We start from the raw sequence: 18277 nt of genomic DNA on the forward strand, positions 1-18277 counted from the left end.
CGAGCCGCCGACCCGGCGGCCGTGTAGACCGAAAGCGATGAGATGAGCGAGGACCCCACACCGGGTGGCGGCCGCCCCGAGCCGCACCAGCCGACACCGCAGCAGCCGAATCCCTACCAGGCTCCCTCCGGTCCCTATGCCGGGTACGGGCACACCGCGCCGTTCGGCGCCCAGCCCCAGCCCGCGCCGGGGCCCCAGGGCTCACCCCGATCGGCGCGGGGCCTGCTCGCCCTCGGCGCCGTCGCGCTGGCGCTGGTCAGCGGCGGGATCGGCGGCGCCGTCGGCGCGTGGACCACGCAGCAGTCGACCGGCGGCACGGCCGTCACCAACGCCCTCGACGCGCCGCGGCCGTCCACGACGACCGTCGCCGCCGCCCCCGTCGGTTCGGTGCAGGCCGTCGCGCAGAAGGTCGTACCGAGCGTCGTGCGCATCGAGGTGGTCGGCCGCACCGCGCAGGGCGAGGGCTCGGGCGTGATCCTGTCCTCCGACGGCCTGATCCTCACCAACAACCACGTCGTCGCCGGGGGCGGCGCCGGCGCGCAGCTCACGGTGTACTTCTCCGACGGCAGCTCGGTCCCCGCGACCATCGTGGGCACCGACCCGATCTCCGACATCGCCGTGATCCGCGCGGAGGGCCGCATCGACCTCACCCCGATCGAGCTCGGCGACTCGAACGCCGTGCAGGTGGGCCAGCAGGTGGTGGCGGTCGGCTCGCCGCTCGGTCTCGAGAGCACGGTGACCACCGGTATCGTCTCGGCCCTGGACCGGCCCGTGTCGACCAGCGGGGAGACCGGCAACCAGAACACCGTCATCGATGCGCTGCAGACCGACGCCGCGATCAACCCCGGCAACTCCGGCGGCGCGCTGGTGAACATGGACGGCCAGCTGATCGGCGTCAACACGGCGATCGCCACGGCCGGCGGACAGTCCGGATCCATCGGCCTCGGCTTCGCGATCCCGGTCGATCAGGCACGCCGCATCGCCGACGAACTCGTCGACACCGGCAAGGCGACCCACGCCGTCATCGGCGTCCAGGTGCCGTCGCAGAGCGACGTGCGCGGCGCTCGGGTCATGGAGGTCACCGGCGGCGGGCCGGCGGAACGGGCCGGTATTCCGAGCGGCGTGATCATCACCAAGGTCGACGACCGGCTCGTCACCGACGGGGACTCGCTGATCGCGGCGGTCCGCTCGTACGCGCCCGGCGACACCGTGCGCATCACCTACACCGACGCACAGGGTGGCAGCGAGAAGACCGTCGACGTGCAGCTCGCGGCGGCCGAGGCGGGTGGCCGATGAGAAGAGACGCCGCCGGGTTCATTCTCGGACATACAGCTCGTTCGACGGACAGGGCAACTACGGTGGGCATCATGGAATTCGAAACCCCCAGGACTGGGCGAGCCCTCGTGGTGATCGTGGACGACCGGGTAGCGCACGGCGACAACCCGGACTCCGCCGGGCCCCTGGTCACCGAGCTCCTCGCAGAGGAGGGATTCGCCGTGGACGGTGTCGTCACGGTGTCGGCCGACGAGGTGGAGATCCGCAACGCCCTCAACACCGCCGTCATCGGCGGCGTGGACCTGGTCATCTCCGTCGGCGGCACCGGGGTGTCGCCGCGCGACGTGACGCCCGACGCCACCTCCGATGTGCTCGACCGGGAACTCCCGGGGATCGGCGAGGCCCTGCGCTCGTCCGGCTTCTCCGCCGGCGCGATGGACGCCGGTCTGTCCCGCGGTCTGGTCGGCCTGTCCGGCTCCACGTTGGTCGCGAACCTCGCCTCCTCGCGCGCGGCGATCCGCGACGGCATGGCCACGCTCCTGCCGCTCGCCTCGCACGTGATCGAGGAACTGTCGCGGGTGGAGGGATAGCCATCACCGGCACGGACGAGAGCGCGTCCGGCGCGTCGTCGGACGACGCACCACGGCGCGACGACGCGAGCCGGGCCCGGATCGACCGGGCTCGGCTCCGCCGCATCTTCGGCGACGTCCTCCCCGACACGACCCGCGACGAGCGCTCGCCGGGAGACGATTCGTCCGACTCGGAAGAATGGCTGCGCCGGCAGGTACCGCCGCACCACGGCCACATGTGATCTACCCCACTTGTAGAAGTCGGCCGATGCCGAATCGTTAATTTCAGCGGTGGGATTCCGCAACCTTCTCGTAACCCTGCAACGCGGCGAGTCGCGGCCGACGCGCGCCCGGCTTTCGGTGGCGCGCATCACGGAAGTACCGGCAGTATGTATTCGGCCACAGCGGCGCATGGCGTTGCATGAACCCGCCACCAGGGGGTATGCGGCTCTATTCATGGGTGAGAGACGGTTTTCGGCGCCTCCGCAACCCCTTCGGGGCGTCCGTTGAAATGGCACCGATTGTTTCATCGGGCCGAAACAATTTCGGGTTCGACGAGGCCTCGCCCCGGGACGTAGCCGTTGCTGGCTTCAGAGGTCACGGTCTAGTCTCTGTCCTGGTTCGCTCAGGTCAAGATCGGTAGCTAATGCGACGGTCTTCATCACGAATCGGAAACGCAACCGTGCGGATGACGCACACGTCGGCACCGGTGAGCACGCTCGCCGGTGTCTCAGGTGTGGCATGCCTCGCGGGCGACAGGGCAGTTGTCGGACGCGTGTGCGTGACCCGGCACGCAGAGAATGGATGAGGCATTCATGAAGATGCAGACGCGACGCGGTGTGAAGGCCGCCCGCAACGTCACGGTGGCCGCCGCCGCCGTGTTCGGCCTGGTTCTGGGATCGACCGGGACCGCCGGCGCTGTGGTCGACGACCAGAACCGGATCGTGTCGGACGGCCACGAGGTCATCGTGACCCAGGAGGACACCTTCATCCAGGGTGTTCCCCCGATCGGGGGCAGCCCGCTCAGCCGCGAGTGGTTCCACAACGGCCGTGGCATCGCCAACATCGTCGGCCCCGACGCCGCGGACTTCGAGGGCTCGACCTTCCAGTTCGGCTACCAGTTCGCGTGGTCCGCCGCTGTCGACGGCTCGATCGGCATCGCGTGGTCCAGCCCCGAGCTTGAGACCGAGGTCGGAATCTCTCGGTCTGACGCCTATGAGCCCGTTATGATCCCGAACTCTGCCTACGATCCCGAGGATCCGGAGTCCGAAGAGCCCGAGTTCATCCAGGACGAGGACGCGGAAGGGAATCCTGTCTTCCGGCAGATCGAAGGTGGTGGCGACCTCGAGGTCGACAGTGTCGATCACACGGTTTCGAGCATTCTTCCGCAGCTCACCGCGGGCATCGAGCTGACCCCGGCCCCGGGCATCGAGGAGCTCGTCGTCGCCGAGGGCGAGTTCGACGGCGACTTCAAGTCCGTCCAGTTCGCCAACGTTCATGGTGCCGCCACCGGCGTCATCGGCGCGGTCTCGGTCCGCCCGTTCGTCCGCGTGATCACCGCGAACGGCGACAACGTCACCACCTACGGCAAGGTCTGGACGATCTAGTCCTGCTCGCCCCACCCCGCAGTAATCCCCACCAAGAAATACGGAGAAATCATGGGAATCAAGTCGCGTGGCTTCAAGGCCGCACGTAACGCCGCGGTGTCCGGTGCCGCTGTCCTGGGCCTGGTCCTCGGTGCGACCGGCTCCGCGCAGGCTGCGGTCGACGATCAGAACCGGATCGTCTCCACGGACGGCTACGAGGTCGTGGTGACCCAGGAGGACACCTTCATCCAGGGTGTTCCGGCCCTGGGTGGCAGCCCGTTCAACCGCGAGTTCTTCCACAACGGCCGCGGCACCGCGAACCTCGTCGGTGAGTCCGCTGCCGACGCCGAGGGCACCACGTTCCAGTTCGGCTACCAGTTCGCGTGGGCCGGCAGCATCGACGGCGCCATCGGCGTCACCTACTCCACCCCGCAGCTCGAGCTGGAGCTCGGCTCGGATTCCGTTGCCACCGTGACCGACATCCTCCCGCAGGCCTACGCCGAGCTCGAGTTGACCCCGGCTCCGGGCATCGAGGAACTCGTCGTCGCCGAGGGCGAGTTCGACGGTGACTTCAAGTCCGTGCAGTTCTCGAACGTTCACGGCACCGCCTCCGGCGTCATCGGCGCCGTTCAGGTCCGTCCGTTCGTTCGCGCCATCACCGCGAACGGCGACAACGTGACCACCTACGGCAAGCCCTGGACCGTCTGACACGACGTCCTGCCGACAGGCTGAACACGGGTTGGGCCCGCTCGGAATTCCGAGCGGGCCCAACCTTTTTCGTCGGTCGCACGGTTGCGCCTACTGTTCCCTCTCCTCGAGGCTCAGCTTGGCGTGTGCGCCGGTCTGGCCGGACTGCACCTGGAGGAGGTCGCGGATCTGGATGAGCAGATCCTCGGCGCTCGCCTTGGTGTCGTCCCTCTCGGTGGCGAACCGCTTCTTGGCCGCGTTCGCCGGGAGGATCAGCACGAAGTAGACGACGGCGGCGATGATGACGAAATTGATGATCGCCGACACCACCGCGCCGATGTTGACGAAGGTGGCGGGATTGTCCGCGAGGATCTGGAAGCCCCAGCCCATCTCGTTGTCGCCGCCGAGCGCGGCAATCAGGGGTTCGATGACGTTGCTGGTGAAGGCCGTGACGATGGCCGTGAACGCGGTGCCGATGACGACCGCGACAGCGAGGTCGAGTACGTTTCCGCGGAGCAGGAAGTCCTTGAAGCCTTTCAACATGGCGCTTCTCCTAGACGTGTCTTGTCGTCATGCTCGCAGTCGCACCATAGACCAGTAGGTATGTCGCAAAGTCCGGAATGCGGATCCCGGCCCGGATCAGTGCAGGGTCACCGTCAACGCGCTCACGAGCGATGCAGCAGCCACAGCCGTCGCCGGCTCGGGCGGCAGGGCGAGCAGGACCACCTTCTCGCCGCGGTCGCTCGTCCGGTCCGTTCCCTGGGCCAGCACGACGGTCGCCCCCGTGGCCAGCACCCGCACCTCCGGCGCCGCACCCGACGGCGGGGAGCCGTCCTCGGCGACGGTGAGGACGTCGACGAGGTCGCCTTCGCGCAGCAGATCCCCGACGCCGGGATCGGCCAGGCGCACCGGGACCACCCGGGCCGCCGCGTCGCCGGTGGCGGACGCCGCCAGCCGCGGCCCGAGCATCCGCACCCCGACGAGGGCTTCGCCGGCGGGCACCGGTCCTGCCAGGGTGTGGCCGATCGCCTCGGCGGGGTCGGTGAGTGCCCCGGACGGGAGTTGGGACGAGTCGCGCTCGACGACGGTGACGTCGTCGGCGGTGAGGGTCTGCCCGGGCCGCAGGTCGCGGGCGGCGACGACCGTGGGGGTCCGGTCGCCCGACGGGCCGCCGGTGAGGGCGGAGACCGCCGCGACCCCGACGAGACCGGCCGCGATCGCGCGGCGGACGGCGACGGTGCGCGCCCAGCCCGGCCGTGTCAGGGCCGTGAGGCGGTCGGGCAGGGTGGGATCGAGCGGATTCCGCAGGGGCGGGAACGAGAACGGACCGGCGGGCATGGTCCGAACCCTACGAGTTCGGCCGTGCCCGCCGGCCCGGTGAAGTGCCGGTCACGGGCGGACTGTGGATGAACCGTCCGCCTGTGGATGAAACTGTGTCAGCTCGCGGCTGCGGCCGGTGCCGACGAGGTGCTCGACGACGAGGAGTCCGACGACGAGGTGCTCGACGAACTGCCGGACGACGAGTCGGACTTGGCCGGCTCGCTGGCGGTGCTGCCTCCGCCGCGGGAGTCGGTGCGGTAGAAGCCGCTGCCCTTGAAGACGATGCCGACCGAATTGAACAGCTTGCGCAGCTTGCCCGAGCACTCGTTGCATTCCGTCAGGGCGTCGTCGGTGAACGACTGCACGATGTCGAATCGGTTGTCGCAGGACGTACAGGCATAGGAGTAAGTGGGCACCGGTGGATCCTCCGCGAATTGGTTGGCGACCGCAGCATTAGCACTCTACAGCCGACAGTGCCAACGTGGCTACCTGGGTGCTCTATTCCCGGTGTCGCGCGACCCGTTCAGCGGCACCAGGCCGCGGCCGGGGGTCAGGGCCCAGCCCATCCGGATGTCGTGGGGATCCTCCGGCAGCTCCGGCACGAGTTCGTCGTCCCGGACCACCGCGACCAGGACGGCGTCGGCGGCGGCGAGGTGCAGGGTCCGGTCGTAGAAGCCGGCCCCGCGACCGAGCCGCACGCCGCGCTCGTCCACTGCGAGCGCCGGCACCACCACGGTGTGCGCCCGCCGCACCTCCTCCGGGCCCAGCGCCGGCCCGGTGGGTTCGAGCAGGCCGTACCCGGCGGGGGCGAGGGCGCCGGGGCCGGTGTACTGCGCCCAGTCCAGGGTGCTGTCCGGGCGGGTGAGCGGGAGCAGCACCCGGTTTCCGGCCTCGCGCAGGGCGTCGAGCAGGGACAACGCACCGGGTTCCGAACCGACCGGCACGTACGCGCAGACCGTCGCCCGGGCGGGGGCCAGCGACCGTGCCGCCGCGGCGAGGGCGTCGTCCTCGCCGCGGCGCTCCCCGTCGCTGCGGGCCCGTCGCGCAGCAACGATTCGGGCCCGCCATTCCGACTTGGAGAGTGCGCTCATATCCGCCACCTTAGGATCTGACGTATCTACCGGGTGGTAGCCGAAAGTTAGGGTGGGTGTTTATGACGAACAGAGCGACCGGTGAAGCCGGCCACTTCCGGACGGCGGTGGTTCCCGCAGCCGGTCTCGGTACGCGCTTTCTGCCCGCGACCAAGACCGTGCCGAAGGAACTTCTTCCGGTGGTGGACACGCCCGGAATCGAGCTCGTGGCGGGGGAGGCCGCGGACTCGGGTGCCGAGCGCCTGGTGATCGTGACGGCTCCGGGTAAGGACGGCGTCGTCGCGCATTTCGTCGAGGACCTGGTCCTCGAGTCGAAGCTGAAGGAGAGCGGCAAGTACCACCTGCTCGAGAAGGTCCGCAAGGCGCCGGGCCTGCTCGAGGTGGAGTCGGTGGTGCAGGAGAAGCCGCTCGGGCTCGGGCACGCCGTCGCGTGTGCCGAGGTCGCCCTCGATCCGGACGAGGACTCCATCGCGGTGCTGCTCCCGGACGACCTCGTGCTGCCGCGCGGCGTCCTCGAGACCATGCAGCGGGTGCGTGCCAAGCGCGGCGGCACGGTGCTGTGCGCGATCGACGTGCCCAAGGACCAGGTGAGCGCCTACGGCGTCTTCGACGTCGAGGAGGTGCCCGACGCCGTCAACCCGGACGTGCTGAAGGTCGTCGGCATGGTCGAGAAGCCGGCGCCCGAGGATGCGCCGTCCACCTTCGCCGCTGCCGGCCGCTATCTGCTCGATCGAGCGATCTTCGACGCGCTGCGCCGGATCACCCCCGGTGCGGGCGGCGAACTGCAGCTCACCGATGCGATCGCCCTGCTCATCGAGGAGGGTCACCCCGTGCATGTGGTGGTGCATCGCGGCACTCGACACGACCTCGGAAATCCCGGCGGCTATCTGCGCGCTGCGGTTGACTCTGCGTTGAACAGCGAGGAGTACGGCCCCTCCCTGCGGGAGTGGCTGGTCGAGCGCCTGAAGCACTGACGGCGCGACAGGTCGGGAGGACGAGAAGCGGTATGCGGTCGGTCGAGGATCAACAGGCCAGGGTCACGGCGGCGGCGGTGGCGCCACGGCCGGTCCGGGTCGCCATCTCCGAGGCCCAGGCGCTGCTCTGCGCGGAGGAAGTGGTCACCGAGCGGCCACTGCCCGGCTTCGACCAGGCCGCGATCGACGGTTACGCGGTCCGCAGCGTCGATGTCCAGGGGGCGGGCACCGACCGGACCGGCGAGGACGGCGAGCCGATCGAGCTGACCCTGCCCGTGGTGGGGGAGGTCTCGGCCGGCTCGCGTCAACCGATCCGGCTGCAGCCACGGCAGGCCGTGCGGGTGGACACCGGGGCGCCGCTGCCGACCCTCGCCGACGCCGTCCTCCCGCTCGACCGCACCGACGGTGGCCGCGCGCGCATCAAGGTCCTGCGTCCCGTCCGGACCGGCGACTACGTGCGCCGCGCCGGCGACGACGTCCAGCCCGGTGACGTCGCGGTCCGGGCCGGCACCATCATCGGGGCCGCCCAGGTCGGGCTGCTCGCGGCGGTCGGCCGCGACAAGGTGCTGGTCCATCCGCGTCCCCGGCTCTCGGTGATCTCCATCGGCGGCGAACTCGTGGACGTGGACCGCACCCCGGGCCCCGGCCAGGTGTACGACGTCAACTCGTATGCGCTCGCGGCGGCCGCCCGCGACGCCGGCGCGGACGTCAACCGCGTGGGGATCGCCAGCACCGACCCGAAGCGCCTGCGGGAGGTCGTCGAGGGCCAGCTGATCCGCTCCGAGATCGTCGTCGTCGCGGGGGCCGTCGGTGGCGGCGCGCTCGAGGACGTGCGCGAGGCGTTGTCGGACCTCGGCAAGCTCGAAGTGGAGCGGGTGGCGATGCACCCAGGCTCGGTGCAGGGGTTCGGCCAGCTCGGCCGCGACGAGGTTCCCACCTTCCTGCTGCCGGGCAACCCGGTCAGCGCGCTGGTCGTGTTCGAGGTGATGGTGCGGCCGCTGATCCGTATCGCGCTCGGCCGCCGGCAGCCGATGCGCCGTGTCGTCACCGCCCGCACCGTCACGCCGATCACCTCGATCCCGGATCGCAAGGGATTCCTGCGGGGGCAGCTGATGCGCGACGAGGCGACCGGCGAGTACATGGTCCAGGCGCTCGGTGGGGCGGCGGGCGCGTCGTCGCACCTGCTGGCGACCCTGGCCGAGGCGAACTGCCTGGTGCTGATCGAGCCGGAGGTGACCGAGGTGCGCACCGGGGATCCGGTGGACGTCGCCTTCCTCGGACAGCGCGGCTGATGACCCGTCATCCGGGATGGCCGGCGGAGCTGGGCCCGCTGCGGGTGGCCGGCGGCCTGGTCACGGTGCGGCCGATCCGGCTGCGGGACGCGGCGGCGTGGAGCCGGTTGCGGATCCGGGACCGGGCGCATCTCGAGCCGTGGGAACCCACCGGCGACGTGCCGTGGGAGATGCGCCATCACATCACCGTGTGGCCGGGGCTGTACCGCAGCCTGCGGGCGGAGGCCCGCCGGGGCCACATGCTGCCGATGGCGATCGAGCTCGACGGCGAGTTCTGCGGGCAGATCACCGTGGGCAACGTGGTGCGCGGCGCGCTGCGGTCGGCGTGGATCGGGTATTGGGTGGCCAAGCACGTCAACGGTCTGGGCGTGGCGACGGCGGCGGTGGCGCTGGGGCTCGACCACTGCTTCGGGCCGGCCGGACTGCACCGGGTGGAGGCCACGGTGCGGCCGGAGAACGTCGCGAGCCGCGCGGTCCTGCGCAACGTGGGCTTCCGGGAGGAGGGCCTGCTGCAGCGCTACCTCGACGTCGACGGGCGGTTCCGCGACCATCTGCTGGTCGCGATGACGGTCGAGGAGGTCCCCGGAAGCGTGTCCGATGTGCTGATCCGGGGCGGCCGGGCCACCTGGGCCTGATCTTGTAACGCAGATTACGTGCATCGCTGCGTAGTAATACCCACACGGTCCTATATCTCTGTGACTAGAGTGAAGAGAGTGTCACATGATTCGCGTGACTCGTGTGACAGCTGTAGTCATTTGAGTCGGCGTTTCTGTCCGGGTGACGGCTTCGGGGCCGCTAACCTGACGGGGTCAGTGGCGTCGACGGACTGGTAGGCGACAACTGGGAGGAGGGCCGCCGAAATGCCGAACTCGCTCCTGTGGATCGGGCTGGTTGCCGTGTGGTTGTTCGTTCTGGTGCCCATGCTGGTCACGAAGCGCCCCCGTATTCGCCAGACGACCGACGCCGCACTCGCAACCCGGGTCCTGCACCGAGGTGACGACGAGCCACTCGCCCCGCGCGGGCCGGCCGCCGGTCATCGCACCGACCCCCACTGGCGTCCGAGTCGGGATTCCGCCCGTCCCACAGCCGGCGACGACTCCGGTCGCGCCCGCACGGTGGACGACCGCAGACACCGCCACCCAGCGGAGGACCGCATGGACACACAGCTCGAGACCGACCACGACACCGACATCGACTTCGAGGAGCGTCCCGACCGGGCTCCCGCCCGGGAGTTCGTGCCCCAGCGCCGCGGACGCGGCGGATTCGACCCGCAGGCCGACGCCATGGCCCGGGCCGCGCGCTACGAGTTCCGGCAGCGCACCGTGCTCGGCCTGCTGTTCGCCGCGATCATCACCGCCGCCCTCGCCCTCATCGTCTCGTCGGCCCTGTGGTGGCTGTGCACGGTGGCGACGGCTGCCCTCGCCGGCTACCTGATCTACCTCCGTCGTCAGGTGCGTGTCGAGCAGGAGATCCGCCGCCGTCGCATGGCGCGCCTGAACCGTTCGCGGCTCGGCGTCGAGTCACACAGTGACGACGAGCTGCGGCTGGTCCCGGCCCGGCTGCGACGCCCCGGCGCGGTGGTGCTCGAGGTGGACGACGAGGACCCGGTGTTCGAGCACCTGGACCACTACACGGACGACGAGCCCGCCCACGAGACGTACGAACCCCGTTACGACGCCGACGACTACCCGGTGCGTCGGGCCTCCGGGGAGTAGTCACCGATCCGTTCGGGCCGAGCGAATGTATCGTTCATCTCCTCAGCGGTAGCGGGCGATACGTTCGCTCGGAGCGGGGCGTATTCAGCGCGCGGTGACGATGTGTGCCACGAGAGGCGCCGACACCGAGCCGTCCGGGTCGGTGAACCGGGCCAGCACCGTTCGGGCCTCCGAGGTGATCGCCTCGTACGTTCCGGCGTCGAGCCGTTCGATCAACGGGCTGCCCTCGACCTCGGTCGCCACCATCGCATCCACGGACGGGAACCGCGCGCTTCCGGTGTGCGTAGTGAACCGATCGACGGTGAGTCCGGCGTCGCGGAACCATCCCCGTAGTTCGTCGCGGTCCCCACAACTCCAGTAGGTGCCCAGGAGGGATGCCGCGGGCGGGCCGGCGTGCCGCACCGCGACGTCGACGAAGTCTCGGTATGCCGGCTGCTCGTCCAACGCGGCCGGCACACACACGGCGACCATCTCCGTCGCCACGCGGCGCATCTCGCGCAGTGCCCGTGCACGATCGGGAAAGAACATCAGCGCCATCTGGCACAGCGCCGCATCGAACGAACCGTCCGCGAACGGCAGCGCGCCGGCGTCACCCCGGTGCCATTCGAGGTCGGGACGCAACCGACGTGCCACCGCCAGCATGGCCTCACTGGCATCGACACCGACCACCCGTCCCGACGGGCCTACCCGGTCGGCGGCTACGCGCGCGACGATCCCGGTTCCGCATGCCACGTCCAGCACCCGCGTGCCCGTCGTGATCGCAGCCTGGTCCAGCAGCCGTGGCGCCCACTGCGCGAAGATCGCGGGTACGAAGCGTGACTCGTACACCTCCGCGGCCGCCGGTGAAATCCCGAAGTTCTCGCTTGTGTTCGTCATACACCGAGGATGGCGCCGCGCCCGGGTGCCGCGCATCGGGCAGGTGACCCATCTTCCGGGTGGGCGGCGGCATACGCGGCGGCCTCCGAGCGGTTCCGCACGCCGAGCTTGCGGAGGATGTGGCTCACGTGGTGCGCCACCGTCTTGCGTGAGACGAACAGCCGGCCGGCGATCTCCGGATTCGTCAAACCCCTCGCGAGCAGGTCCAGTACTTCGCGTTCGCGGGGGGTGAGGCCGCTGTCGAGATCCGGGCCGGCGCGAGTGGTGGCGCGGATGCCGGGGCCGCGCACCCCGAAACGCCGCAACACGGCCGCGGAACGGTCCGCGGCGGCGACGGCTCCGAGTTCCCGGAAGATCGTCACCGCCGTTCGCCCGCGTGCGGTCGCGAGGACAGGATCGTCGTTCATCGCCGACTCGGCCAGTTCGAGCAGGCATCGGGCCTCCTCGAACGGCGCCGAGCGGTCCGCCCAGCGAGCGGCGGCCGTCTCGAAGGCATCGACGGCGGCCGCCACGCAGCCCTGCGCCGCGGCAGTCAGCGCCGACGCCTCCACCGCCTCGGGACCGTCGGGATCGAGCGCCGCCGCGGTGGTCGTCGCCGCGTTCAGGTCGCCCGTGGCCGCCTGGGCCCGGGCACACAGCAGGGACGTGGTGCCGTGACGTTCGAGCAGCCGCCGGGCGGTTGCGGGATCGCCGTCGGCGAGGGCGACCTCGGCGCGGGCGGTGTCCAATTCCGTGGTCGGGCGGCGGGATCGGTCCAGCATCGCCCGGGCCTCGTCGAGCCGCCCCTGCCGGACCCGGAGCGTGGCGAGGGCCGCGACGGCGCGCGCGTGGACGGCGGGGCAGACCTTCTCGTCGAGCGTGAGAACCGCCGTCAGGAGCCGGTCCGCCTCCGCCCAACGGCCCGCGGTGAGCAGCAATGCCCCGTAGAGGGTGCGGCACTCGACGTACAGGAAGGGACACCCCCAGCGGGAGGTGAAGTCCTCGGCGACGCGGCACCACTCGTCGGCGCGACGGGTGTCGCCGGCGAGCGCACACGCGCCCAGCATGTCGCAGCAGACGAACACGACGGTGTCGAATCGGCGGTCCGCATCGCCCAGAGCGGCCGCCGCGGCCTCGTCCAGCAGCGCGAATCCGGGTTCCAGGTCGCCCCGGGCCACAGCCACGTGACCGGACTGGGCGAGTGCCACCAGTTCGAGATCCCGGTCGCCGCATCGGTGTGCGGCGTCCAGGGCGCGCGCCGCCCACGGTCCGGCCGCTGCGGCGTCCGGGAGCAGGCGGTGGGCGTGTGCCACCCACACCAGGGCGTGCAACGCGCCCGGTGCACCCTCGGGCAGCAGTCGCTGCGCCCGGCGGACCCAACCGTGGGCCACCGACCGGTTGCCGAAATCGGACGTGTAGCTGATGCTCAGCCACGCCGCGCAGCGAACCGCACTCTCTCGGTCGCCGCTCCGGAGAGCCGTCGTGTAGGCCCTGCGATAGGCGGCGACGCTGTCGTCGAGGCGCCCGAGCCACCACGACGCCTCGCCGACGCCGAGCCACGCCGCCGGATCGTCGGTCGCGGCCGCCACCGACGTCAGGTCGGCCAGCGCGGCGGCCCACCGACCCTCCCGCAGGGCCCGGTCCCCGCGGAGGCGCACTGCATCCACATGTCGATTGTCCGCCGCCGTGACCTGTGCCGATACCGCAATTTCGTCTCCGGCTCGCACGTTTGCTACAGTTTGCGAGCGGTTCCGAACGGAACCTGCGGGGCTGTGGCGCAGTTGGTAGCGCGCTTCGTTCGCATCGAAGAGGTCAGGGGTTCGATTCCCCTCAGCTCCACCACCGAAGGGCGTCTCCCGGACAGGGAGGCGCCCTTCGTCGTCGATGCCGTGCCGCCGATTGCCGGCCGAACCGGCCCGCGGTCGGGGAGACTGTGTGACATGGAACACAGAATGAGTGACGACGAACTGCGGCGCGCTATTCGAGTGCTCCGCGAACGTGCCGACAGCGCTCGCAGCGAAGGGCGCGAGGCCGACGCCGACGGCATCGAGGAGACGATCCGCAAGTACCAGGAGGAGATGGCCCAGCGCCTCTGAGCCGTCCGCGCGCATCGGTGCCGCCCGCGCGCATTCGTCGCGCACACGCACTGTCGAGCGCGCGGCCGGCGGTCCCATACGCCCTCAGCCCCTCGCTCTCACCGCGGCGCCCGCGCGGCGCCGCGGCGGATCGCGCCGCGCTAAGGTGACCCGCACACGACGAATCGGGGGCGGAGATGGCGATCAAGGACCTGCGGGGCCGGAAGTTCCTCGTGACCGGGGCGGCCAGCGGCATCGGCCGGGCGCTGGCCCTGGCCGCCGCCGCGGAGGGTGCCGAACTGGTGCTCACCGACCTCGCCGCCGACGGTCTCGACGACACGGTGCGGACGGTGCGCGAAGGGGGTGGGTCGGTGCTGCACGCCGCCGCCCTCGACATCTCCGACTACGACGCGGTCACCGCCTTCGCCGCCGACGTCCACGACCGCGCCGGCGCCCTCGACGTGGTCGCCAACGTCGCCGGAACGTCGGTGTGGGGCACGGTCGACGCCCTCGAGCACCGCCACTGGAAGCAGATGGTCGACGTCAACCTGATGGGCCCGATCCACGTCATCGAGAACTTCGTGCCCCCCATGATCGAGGCCGGCCGCGGCGGGCACCTCGTCAACGTCTCCTCCGCGGCGGGCCTGCTGGCCCTGCCGTGGCACGCGGCGTACAGCGCGAGCAAGTTCGGCCTGCGCGGAGTCTCCGAGGTGCTGCGCTTCGACCTGCACCGGCACCGCATCGGGGTCTCGCTCGTCGTGCCCGGCGCTGTGCGTACCCCGCTGGTGAACTCGGTGCAGATCGTCGGCGTGGACCGCGACCATCCGGCTGCCCGAAAGCTCACCTCGCGGTTCGAGCGGCACGCCGCGTCGCCGGAGAAGGTCGCCGGGTGCATCCTCGCCGGGATCCGGAAGAACCGTTTCCTGGTGTACACGTCGTTCGACGTGCGCTTCGGTTACTGGTGGGCCCGCAAGTTCGCGCCTCCGTACAACGTGGTGATGCAGCTCGCCAACAACTACTTCTCCCGCACGCTCGAGGCGGTGCGTACCCGCCGGTGACGCTCAGGCGGGCGTCTTGTCGAGGGCGAACTCGCGCAGCCGTGTTCCCGCCCGCAGCGCCTCCCGATCGTGCGTGACCATCACGACGGCGACGTCGCGTTCGCGTGCCATCCGTTCGAGCAGCTCGACGATCTCCCGGCTGCGCTCGGCGTCCAGCGCCGAAGTCGGCTCGTCGACCAGCAGCACCGCCGGATCGTTGACCAGGCTCCGGGCGATCGCGACCCGCTGCCGCTGCCCGCCGGAGAGCTGGTGCGGGCGGCGGTCGGCCTGCTGCGTCAGGCCCACCGCGACGAGCAGGTCGCGGGCGCGGGCCCGGTCGAGCCGGCGCCCGCTCAGGTGCGCGATCAGCGAGAGCTGTTCGGTGGCGGTCAGCGAGGGAAGCAGATTCGCCTGCTGGAACACGAAGCCGATCCGTTCGCGCCGCAGCCGCGTGCGGGCCGCCGCGTCGAGGCCCGTGGTGTCCACGCCGTCGAGGACGACCCGCCCGGAGTCGGGCACGGTGAGCAGCCCCGCGACGGCCAGCAGGCTCGACTTGCCGGATCCGGACGGACCGGTGACGGCGACCGTCTCGCCGGGCTCGGCGTGGAAGTCCAGGCCGTCGAGGACGCGCAGCGTGGCGTCGCCGTCGGGATAGGTGAGGACGATGTCGGTGAGCCGCACGCTCATGGTGGTGCCTTTCTCGAACGGGTCGGTGTCTTTCGAACAGCGTCGGTGTCTCGAACAGCGTCGGTGTCTCGAACAGCGTCGGTGTCTCGAACAGCGTCGGTGTCTCGAACAGCGTCGGTGTCTCGAACAGCTCAGTGGGCCGCGGCGAGCGCGGTGAGCGGGTCGACGGAGCCGATGCGTGCGACGGCCGCCGCGGCCCCGAGGAGGCCGACCCCGACCAGCGCGACGAACGGCAGCACGGTCGTGGCCACGCTCAGCGTGAACGGCACGACGGTGGCTGCGGCTGCTCCCGCGGCTGTCGCGGCGACGGTGCCCAGGCCGGTGCCGAGCACGAGCACCACCGCGGCCTGTCCGAGGGCGTCGCGCAGCAGGTAGGAGGTGGAGGCGCCGACCGCGCGCAGCACCGCGATGTCCCGGCTGCGGTGGACCGTCCACACCGTGAAGAACGCACCCACCACGAGGGCGCCGACGACGAGCAGCATGCCCTGCATCAGCAGCAGCGACCCGCGTTCGGAGGTGTACGAGCCGACGGTGTTCAGGGTCGCGGACGTGTCGAGGACGCTCGTGCCGGTCGCGGCCGCGGCCGCCGCCGTGTCGAACCCGGGACCGGTCCGCAGCGCGATCACCGTCCCGTCGGCGCCGGCCGTCGCGGGGAGTTCGCGCCAGGTGCCGAGGTCGAGCCACACCACGGGCTGATGGCTGTAGTAGGAGTCCTCGACGAGAGCGGTGAGGGTGACCTCCCGCCCGCCGACGGTCAGGACGGTGCCCGGCGTCCAGCCGTTGTCGGTGGCGAGTTGCGCGTCGACCGCCGCCGTCGCCGGGCGCAGGGCCGCCGGTGCCGCGAAGGAACCGGGAGCGACCCCGAACAGTGCCGCCATCACCTCGCGCCCGCCCGCACCGACGCGTCCGGGGGCAACGCCAAGCACGGCGGTGTCGGTCACGCCGGGTTGCGCGGCGAGGGCGGTGCGCTGCGCGTCCGTGACGGTGGACTCCCCGAACGACAGGTCGGACGGATCGGTGTCACCGCCGTCGAGGGCGAAGTGATCGGCGCCGATGCCGCGGATCGCGGCGATCGACTGGTTGCCCAGGCCCGCGGTGAGGCCGGAGAGCATGACGACGAGAAACGAGACCAGGACGAGCACCGCCGACATGACGGCGAAGCGCCCCGTGGCGAAGCGCAGATCGCGCAGTGCGAGGAACATGAGTTCCACGGTGCCCGGTGCGGCGATGCCGGCGCATCGCTCGGTGGATGGGTTCCCGGATCAATCGAAAGTGGGAGGCGGCGGCGTGCGCGGCGGTGTTAGCGTCGGTGAAATGCAGACCGCCCGACAGCACCGCCCCGAGGGGACGGTCCCGGTGCTGCGTGCGATGCAGCTGGGCCAGCACGCGCTGTTCGTACTGCTGCTGCTCGTCGGGGTGCTGCGCGGCGGCGGCACCCCGGGGGTGCTGGTCCTCGCGGGCGCCGAATTCGCCTGGTACATCTCGGGGCTGTGGTTCGCCCGGCGCGGGTCCCGCGGCGGGATCTGGCTGGCGGTGCTGCTGGCCGGCTGGCTGGCGCTGGTGGTGCTCGCACCGGATTTCGTGTGGCTCGCCTTCGCGCTGTTCTTCCTGTGCTTCCACCTGCTGCCCACGATCGCCGCGTTCGCCGCGACGGCGGCTCTGACGGCGGTCGCGATCGCCGCGAGCCTGGGCCACGGCACGGCCAACGCCACGGCCGCCGTCGTCGGCCCGTTGTTCGGGGCGCTCGTCGCGTCCGGCACGGCCCTGATCTACCGGCAGCTCGTGCGCGACGCCGAGCAGCGCGACGCGCTGCTCGCCGAGCTCACCGAGGCACACCGCGAACTGCTCGACGCCCAGGACGAGCTGGTGCGGTTGCAGCGGGAGACCGGTGCCGCCGCCGAGCGGGCCCGGCTGGCCCGCGACATCCACGACACCCTCGCCCAGGGCTTCTCGTCGATCCTGCTGCTCGCCCGCGCCGGGCTGCGGGCCGGCGACGACACCGCGGCGCTGCTCGGCCGGATCGAGGAGACGGCACGGCGCAATCTCGTCGAGGCCCGCCGGGTCGTCGACCAGCTGCGACCGTCCGATCTCGACGATGCGCCGCTCGCGGCGGCCCTCGGCCGCATCCTGGACCGGTTGCGTGCCGACACCGGCATCGACGCGGAACTGCGCGTGGACGGTGAACCGTTGCCGCTGCCCACGGGATTCGACGTCGCGCTGCTGCGGGTGGCGCAGAGCGCGCTGGCGAACGTCCGGCTGCACGCCCACGCGCGCCGCGTGCGGGTCACCCTCGCCTACACCCCGGACGAGGTCCGGCTCGACGTGGTCGACGACGGCGTCGGCTTCGACGTCCGCGACGCGGGCTCGGGCGGTGGGTTCGGGCTCACCGCCATGCGGGAGCGGCTCGCCGAGCTGGGCGGCACGGTGTTCCTCGAGTCGGCGCCGGGCGATGGAACCGCCGTGGCGGCAACGCTTCCCGTGCGGGTGCTGCCGTGATCCGGGTACTGCTCGTCGACGACCATCCCGTCGTGCGGGCGGGGCTGCGTGCCCTCCTCGCGTCGGAGCCCGGGCTCGAGGTGGTGGCCGAGGCTGCGTCCGGTCGGGAGGCCGTCGCGCAGAACGCGGCGCACCGCCCGGACGTGGTGCTGATGGACCTGCGGCTCGGGCCCGGGATGGACGGGGCGCAGGCGACGGCCGAACTGGCTTCCGCGCCGGATCCGCCGAAGGTGCTGGTGCTGACGACCTACGACACCGACTCCGACATCCTGCGCGCGGTCGAGGCGGGGGCGGCCGGGTATCTGCTCAAGGATGCCGACCCGGCCGTGCTCGTCGACGCGGTGGCCCGGGCTGCCCGGGGCGAAACCGTGCTGGATCCCGGTGTGGCGCAACGGCTCTACCGCAGCATGCAGACGCCGCGGGTGGAGCTGAGCGCCCGCGAGATCGAGGTGCTCGGCGCGGTGGCGCGGGGGCTCTCCAACCGGGCCGTCGCCAAGGAACTGTTCGTGAGCGAGGCCACCGTCAAGTCCCATCTGGTGCATGCCTTCTCGAAGCTGGGCGTGGACTCGCGCATCGCGGCGGTCGCGGCGGCGCGCGAGCGCGGCCTGCTGTGAACGG

Annotated in this window: 20 protein-coding genes and 1 tRNA gene; 13 read left to right on the plus strand and 8 right to left on the minus strand. The window is 71.2% G+C overall.

Going from position 1 to position 18277, the window contains the following annotated elements; genetic code table 11:
- Positions 1–42: 42 nt before the first annotated feature.
- The 4 genes from AIIKEEIJ_RS03770 (at position 43) to AIIKEEIJ_RS03785 (ending at position 4138) form a co-directional block, all read left to right on the plus strand.
- Positions 43–1296 (plus strand): trypsin-like peptidase domain-containing protein, encoded by a 1254-nt coding sequence (locus AIIKEEIJ_RS03770; protein WP_161994965.1) that lies wholly within the window; start codon positions 43–45, stop codon positions 1294–1296.
- Between the two features lie 71 nt (positions 1297–1367).
- The gene (locus AIIKEEIJ_RS03775) at positions 1368–1865 is read left to right on the plus strand and encodes a MogA/MoaB family molybdenum cofactor biosynthesis protein (RefSeq protein ID WP_029542037.1); all 498 of its coding nucleotides are present in this window, start codon (positions 1368–1370) and stop codon (positions 1863–1865) included.
- Positions 1866–2659: 794 nt separating this feature from the next.
- On the plus strand, positions 2660–3451 hold the full coding sequence (locus tag AIIKEEIJ_RS03780; RefSeq protein WP_161994966.1) for an MspA family porin: 792 nt from the start codon (positions 2660–2662) through the stop codon (positions 3449–3451).
- A gap of 51 nt (positions 3452–3502) precedes the next feature.
- Positions 3503–4138 (plus strand): MspA family porin, encoded by a 636-nt coding sequence (locus AIIKEEIJ_RS03785; protein WP_050034762.1) that lies wholly within the window; start codon positions 3503–3505, stop codon positions 4136–4138.
- Positions 4139–4228: 90 nt separating this feature from the next.
- Here the strand turns inward: AIIKEEIJ_RS03785 and mscL are convergent, their stop codons facing one another.
- From mscL to AIIKEEIJ_RS03805, 4 genes are all read right to left on the minus strand, one after another.
- Positions 4229–4660 (minus strand): large conductance mechanosensitive channel protein MscL, encoded by a 432-nt coding sequence (gene mscL, locus AIIKEEIJ_RS03790; RefSeq protein ID WP_050034763.1) that lies wholly within the window; start codon positions 4658–4660, stop codon positions 4229–4231.
- A 96-nt stretch (positions 4661–4756) separates the two neighbouring features.
- Positions 4757–5455, minus strand: coding sequence for an RcpC/CpaB family pilus assembly protein (locus AIIKEEIJ_RS03795; protein WP_161994967.1), 699 nt, complete (start codon positions 5453–5455; stop codon positions 4757–4759).
- Positions 5456–5553: 98 nt separating this feature from the next.
- Entirely contained in the window at positions 5554–5853 is a 300-nt protein-coding gene (locus AIIKEEIJ_RS03800) for an FmdB family zinc ribbon protein (RefSeq protein WP_006944967.1), read from the minus strand.
- Positions 5854–5922: 69 nt separating this feature from the next.
- Positions 5923–6528: a 5-formyltetrahydrofolate cyclo-ligase gene (locus tag AIIKEEIJ_RS03805; RefSeq protein ID WP_006944966.1), complete on the minus strand. Its 606-nt coding sequence runs from the start codon at positions 6526–6528 to the stop codon at positions 5923–5925.
- A 62-nt stretch (positions 6529–6590) separates the two neighbouring features.
- Here AIIKEEIJ_RS03805 and AIIKEEIJ_RS03810 point away from each other — a divergent pair, with 62 nt between their 5' ends.
- From AIIKEEIJ_RS03810 to sepX, 4 genes are all read left to right on the plus strand, one after another.
- Positions 6591–7502: a UTP--glucose-1-phosphate uridylyltransferase gene (locus AIIKEEIJ_RS03810; protein ID WP_006944965.1), complete on the plus strand. Its 912-nt coding sequence runs from the start codon at positions 6591–6593 to the stop codon at positions 7500–7502.
- A 32-nt stretch (positions 7503–7534) separates the two neighbouring features.
- Positions 7535–8794, plus strand: coding sequence for a molybdotransferase-like divisome protein Glp (gene glp, locus AIIKEEIJ_RS03815; RefSeq protein ID WP_161994968.1), 1260 nt, complete (start codon positions 7535–7537; stop codon positions 8792–8794).
- Positions 8794–9429 (plus strand): GNAT family N-acetyltransferase, encoded by a 636-nt coding sequence (locus AIIKEEIJ_RS03820; RefSeq protein ID WP_006944963.1) that lies wholly within the window; start codon positions 8794–8796, stop codon positions 9427–9429. Before glp ends, AIIKEEIJ_RS03820 begins: the two co-directional genes overlap by 1 nt.
- Positions 9430–9654: 225 nt before the next feature.
- Positions 9655–10509: a divisome protein SepX/GlpR gene (gene sepX / locus AIIKEEIJ_RS03825; protein ID WP_161994969.1), complete on the plus strand. Its 855-nt coding sequence runs from the start codon at positions 9655–9657 to the stop codon at positions 10507–10509.
- Positions 10510–10593: 84 nt separating this feature from the next.
- On the opposite strand, the gene AIIKEEIJ_RS03830 is transcribed toward sepX, so the two are convergent.
- The gene (locus AIIKEEIJ_RS03830; protein ID WP_006944958.1) at positions 10594–11385 is read right to left on the minus strand and encodes a class I SAM-dependent methyltransferase; all 792 of its coding nucleotides are present in this window, start codon (positions 11383–11385) and stop codon (positions 10594–10596) included.
- Positions 11382–13031, minus strand: a complete 1650-nt coding sequence (locus AIIKEEIJ_RS33585; protein WP_338020898.1) for a LuxR family transcriptional regulator — start codon at positions 13029–13031, stop codon at positions 11382–11384. The genes AIIKEEIJ_RS03830 and AIIKEEIJ_RS33585 overlap by 4 nt, the downstream gene beginning before the upstream one ends.
- Positions 13032–13130: 99 nt before the next feature.
- On the opposite strand from AIIKEEIJ_RS33585, the gene AIIKEEIJ_RS03840 reads away from it, so the two are divergent.
- The 3 genes from AIIKEEIJ_RS03840 (at position 13131) to AIIKEEIJ_RS03850 (ending at position 14497) form a co-directional block, all read left to right on the plus strand.
- Positions 13131–13206 (plus strand) — tRNA-Ala (locus tag AIIKEEIJ_RS03840).
- Between the two features lie 110 nt (positions 13207–13316).
- Entirely contained in the window at positions 13317–13460 is a 144-nt protein-coding gene (locus tag AIIKEEIJ_RS03845) for a hypothetical protein (protein WP_006944955.1), read from the plus strand.
- A gap of 176 nt (positions 13461–13636) precedes the next feature.
- The gene (locus AIIKEEIJ_RS03850; protein WP_006944952.1) at positions 13637–14497 is read left to right on the plus strand and encodes an SDR family oxidoreductase; all 861 of its coding nucleotides are present in this window, start codon (positions 13637–13639) and stop codon (positions 14495–14497) included.
- A 3-nt stretch (positions 14498–14500) separates the two neighbouring features.
- On the opposite strand, the gene AIIKEEIJ_RS03855 is transcribed toward AIIKEEIJ_RS03850, so the two are convergent.
- Together AIIKEEIJ_RS03855 and AIIKEEIJ_RS03860 are read right to left on the minus strand one after the other, a co-directional pair.
- Positions 14501–15163 carry an ATP-binding cassette domain-containing protein gene (locus AIIKEEIJ_RS03855; RefSeq protein WP_161994970.1) on the minus strand — a complete coding sequence of 221 codons (663 nt, stop codon included), beginning with the start codon at positions 15161–15163 and terminating at the stop codon, positions 14501–14503.
- Positions 15164–15294: 131 nt separating this feature from the next.
- A complete protein-coding gene (locus AIIKEEIJ_RS03860) occupies positions 15295–16365 on the minus strand; it encodes an FtsX-like permease family protein (RefSeq protein WP_161994971.1) in 1071 nt (356 codons plus the stop codon).
- Between the two features lie 112 nt (positions 16366–16477).
- On the opposite strand from AIIKEEIJ_RS03860, the gene AIIKEEIJ_RS03865 reads away from it, so the two are divergent.
- Together AIIKEEIJ_RS03865 and AIIKEEIJ_RS03870 are read left to right on the plus strand one after the other, a co-directional pair.
- On the plus strand, positions 16478–17659 hold the full coding sequence (locus tag AIIKEEIJ_RS03865; RefSeq protein ID WP_202916541.1) for a histidine kinase: 1182 nt from the start codon (positions 16478–16480) through the stop codon (positions 17657–17659).
- Positions 17656–18273 (plus strand): response regulator, encoded by a 618-nt coding sequence (locus AIIKEEIJ_RS03870; protein WP_161994972.1) that lies wholly within the window; start codon positions 17656–17658, stop codon positions 18271–18273. The genes AIIKEEIJ_RS03865 and AIIKEEIJ_RS03870 overlap by 4 nt, the downstream gene beginning before the upstream one ends.
- Positions 18274–18277: the final 4 nt, after the last annotated feature.

This window comes from Rhodococcus sp. YH1, assembly GCF_009939605.1.
Lineage (GTDB): Bacteria > Actinomycetota > Actinomycetes > Mycobacteriales > Mycobacteriaceae > Rhodococcus > Rhodococcus aetherivorans.

Coding starts and splice junctions, on each gene's coding strand:
- glp (WP_161994968.1), top strand. CDS start 7,535: ATGCGGTCGGTCGAGGATCAACAGGCCAGGGTCACGGCGGCGGCGGTG.
- AIIKEEIJ_RS03850 (WP_006944952.1), top strand. CDS start 13,637: ATGGCGATCAAGGACCTGCGGGGCCGGAAGTTCCTCGTGACCGGGGCG.
- AIIKEEIJ_RS03860 (WP_161994971.1), bottom strand. CDS start 16,365: ATGTTCCTCGCACTGCGCGATCTGCGCTTCGCCACGGGGCGCTTCGCC.
- AIIKEEIJ_RS03770 (WP_161994965.1), top strand. CDS start 43: ATGAGCGAGGACCCCACACCGGGTGGCGGCCGCCCCGAGCCGCACCAG.
- mscL (WP_050034763.1), bottom strand. CDS start 4,660: ATGTTGAAAGGCTTCAAGGACTTCCTGCTCCGCGGAAACGTACTCGAC.
- AIIKEEIJ_RS03775 (WP_029542037.1), top strand. CDS start 1,368: ATGGAATTCGAAACCCCCAGGACTGGGCGAGCCCTCGTGGTGATCGTG.
- AIIKEEIJ_RS03830 (WP_006944958.1), bottom strand. CDS start 11,385: ATGACGAACACAAGCGAGAACTTCGGGATTTCACCGGCGGCCGCGGAG.
- AIIKEEIJ_RS03780 (WP_161994966.1), top strand. CDS start 2,660: ATGAAGATGCAGACGCGACGCGGTGTGAAGGCCGCCCGCAACGTCACG.
- AIIKEEIJ_RS03810 (WP_006944965.1), top strand. CDS start 6,591: ATGACGAACAGAGCGACCGGTGAAGCCGGCCACTTCCGGACGGCGGTG.
- AIIKEEIJ_RS03865 (WP_202916541.1), top strand. CDS start 16,478: ATGCAGACCGCCCGACAGCACCGCCCCGAGGGGACGGTCCCGGTGCTG.
- AIIKEEIJ_RS03855 (WP_161994970.1), bottom strand. CDS start 15,163: ATGAGCGTGCGGCTCACCGACATCGTCCTCACCTATCCCGACGGCGAC.
- AIIKEEIJ_RS03845 (WP_006944955.1), top strand. CDS start 13,317: ATGAGTGACGACGAACTGCGGCGCGCTATTCGAGTGCTCCGCGAACGT.
- AIIKEEIJ_RS03820 (WP_006944963.1), top strand. CDS start 8,794: ATGACCCGTCATCCGGGATGGCCGGCGGAGCTGGGCCCGCTGCGGGTG.
- AIIKEEIJ_RS03795 (WP_161994967.1), bottom strand. CDS start 5,455: ATGCCCGCCGGTCCGTTCTCGTTCCCGCCCCTGCGGAATCCGCTCGAT.
- AIIKEEIJ_RS03785 (WP_050034762.1), top strand. CDS start 3,503: ATGGGAATCAAGTCGCGTGGCTTCAAGGCCGCACGTAACGCCGCGGTG.
- sepX (WP_161994969.1), top strand. CDS start 9,655: ATGCCGAACTCGCTCCTGTGGATCGGGCTGGTTGCCGTGTGGTTGTTC.
- AIIKEEIJ_RS03805 (WP_006944966.1), bottom strand. CDS start 6,528: ATGAGCGCACTCTCCAAGTCGGAATGGCGGGCCCGAATCGTTGCTGCG.